This window comes from Paenibacillus cisolokensis (assembly GCF_050481165.1).
Lineage (GTDB): Bacteria > Bacillota > Bacilli > Paenibacillales > Paenibacillaceae > Paenibacillus_AH > Paenibacillus_AH cisolokensis.
The window spans coordinates 1-2,376 of record NZ_JBCNFP010000197.1; the positions used below are offsets into that span (position 1 = coordinate 1).

The following is a 2,376-nucleotide window of genomic DNA, read 5'->3' on the forward strand; positions in this document are numbered from 1 at the left end:
ATAGCTAGATCGTTAATGGGAGCCTTAATCGAAGAATGGAGGCCTTAAATGGTGGCCTTAATGGAAGCCTGCATGTCCTGGCTGGAAAGCTTACAATGAGCACGCGGTTTGCCGCAATCCAATCGTCAGCACAGCGGACAAAGCGCAACCCTCGTTTGGTCCATTCCTTATCCAGGAGCGGACTTAACAACGGACCGCCTGAGGCGTTCCTTCCTCTGTCCGCCGGCAGACTCCGACCATCATGACTCCAACGCTCAAGTATGCGCGAATCAGACCGTTCTGACTGCTCAGACTTGCGCGGAACGAAGGATCTCATGCACGCCACGCCCTCCACTTGCTCCCCCACTTACGCATCTCGTTCAACACGAATCGAAAGGCCCTGCCTTTCTCGGTCAACGAATATTCCACGGTTACCGGAACAGTGAGGAAAACATCCCGGCGTACGATCGCATAATGCTCCAGATGGCGCAACGTATCTGCCAGCGATTGCGTATGAAGGCTGCAGCTGATTGAATATGCCCGAAAGAGCGGAAAATACATTGTGGAGGACGACTATGACAGCGAATTCCGCTACGAAGGCCCTCCCATCAGTTCGCTGCAAGGCCTGGATTCGAACGTCGTGGTTTATATTGGAACATTTAGTAAAATCCTCTCTCCTGCCTTGCGAATCGGCTATTTGGTCCTCCCCCGTCCTCTGATCGAACAGTGCAGAACGCTCAAATGGTTTAGTGATCTGCATACGCCCTCTTTGGAACAGTTGGTCCTCGCGCGCTTTATCGAGGGAAGGGATACCCTCAAAAGGTTTTTGCGGGAAAACTTCGGAGACAACGTCAAGGTGACGGGCGACACAACGGGACTTCATTTGATTGCGGAGTTTAAAGACGTACGGTTTACCAATGATGTGTTGGACCGCATGCAAGACGCCGGCGTTTTGATTCATGCTGTTCTGCCCTAATTCTCTTCTTCCTTATGCCCTCACCCAAGCAGGATTCTCCCCTCTTCATATATTGATAAGACCGAATTAGCGATTTAAGGAGGAAAAAACCTTGCGTCAACCAAGACGGCTCTGGATTCTCACTGGAGAGTATGAGCCACATATTATCGGAGGATTAGGAACCGTTGCGACAAATTTGACCAAAGCATACGCTCGCAATGGCATGCATACCACTGTTCTGAGTCAGAACAAGCATTCCCGAATCACAATTACGAAAACGAAGAGAGTACAAATCATACGCTTCCCCACAAGAGCCGCCTACTACTCGTCAAAATCCAAGCAATACAGCCCTGCCGCTATAGAGCGCTGGCTTACTAAACGGGGTTACCACAAACCGGACGGCATCCACATTCACAGCTTGCAATTTATGAAGCTGGCGCAACACTACCAAGCCAAATATCGCATTCCGGTTATTTATACCTGTCATTCTTTGGTCGCTATGGAGACAGGACCTAAAACTGCAAGTAAAAAGAGGGCACTCAACGATCAGAAACTGTTGCTTAAAATGGCGAATAGAATCGTTGTTCCTAGCCACCCAGAGCTCACAAAGCTGAGGAAACTCTATCCTTTTTACGGTAACAAAACAGTTGTCATCAATCACGGTATTGTTTTACGAAAATCCGGGGCGCGGGCCCCCCGCCACCATCTTTTGTTCGTAGGGCGGATCGTTCCGTTAAAAGGAATAAAACAGTTGCTGCAAGCGATCGCATTGTTGAAACGCGAAGGCAAAAAAGTCAAGCTGGATATAGTCGGAACCGGTCCGAAAGGATATACCAGACATCTGAAAAGTCTCGTTAAAAAGCTTGGAATATCGTCTGAAGTTCGATGGATTGGTCATTGCAATCAGAAGCAGTTGCAAAAACGGTACGCTTCCCGCGGCGCAGTGGTTATGCCAAGCCTTCAAGAGTCTTTCGGTTTAGTTGCGCTGGAGGCGCTGGCCAGTGGGATTCCGTTGGTTTCGACACAAGCAGGAGGACTCGCCGAATTTGTAAACAGCCAGGTAGCTCAAACGATTCCGAAAGTGGAAGGCCCCGCAATCGCCAAAGCCATTCGCAAAATGTGGAATTACAAACATACCACCGACCAACGAGTCGCCGCCGGCCGAAAGCTGGCTTCCCGGTTTCAATGGCCCCATGCTGCAGAACAATACCAAAAACTTTTTCAACAATTCTAGGGGAATTACTTCACTACGTTAAAGGAGGCAATAACGTTTATGGACCCTAACCAGGAAGTTCATCATTTGTCCAGAAAGTTTGGCATTGAGTCAGTGTCAAGTCAGTGTGGGCAATTCATTAAGGGAACAAAACGAACTACATAAAGAACCCTTGCCCCTGTAAGCGCTTTGCCTTGATGGGAATGTAAACCTAAATTTCGAAAGCCCG

General features: G+C 48.9%; 2 protein-coding genes and 1 pseudogene. 2 read left to right on the forward strand and 1 reads right to left on the reverse strand.

Going from position 1 to position 2,376, the window contains the following annotated elements; all coding sequences use genetic code 11:
• Positions 1-312: 312 nt before the first annotated feature.
• Positions 313-498 (reverse strand): annotated as a pseudogene (locus tag ABEV74_RS22940) (winged helix-turn-helix transcriptional regulator); the annotation flags it as partial.
• A 43-nt stretch (positions 499-541) separates the two neighbouring features.
• Between ABEV74_RS22940 and ABEV74_RS22945 the strand changes: the two are divergent.
• Positions 542-955: an aminotransferase-like domain-containing protein gene (locus ABEV74_RS22945; RefSeq protein WP_430150004.1), complete on the forward strand. Its 414-nt coding sequence runs from the start codon at positions 542-544 to the stop codon at positions 953-955.
• Positions 956-1,046: 91 nt separating this feature from the next.
• Positions 1,047-2,168: a glycosyltransferase family 4 protein gene (locus ABEV74_RS22950; protein ID WP_430150007.1), complete on the forward strand. Its 1,122-nt coding sequence runs from the start codon at positions 1,047-1,049 to the stop codon at positions 2,166-2,168.
• Positions 2,169-2,376: the final 208 nt, after the last annotated feature.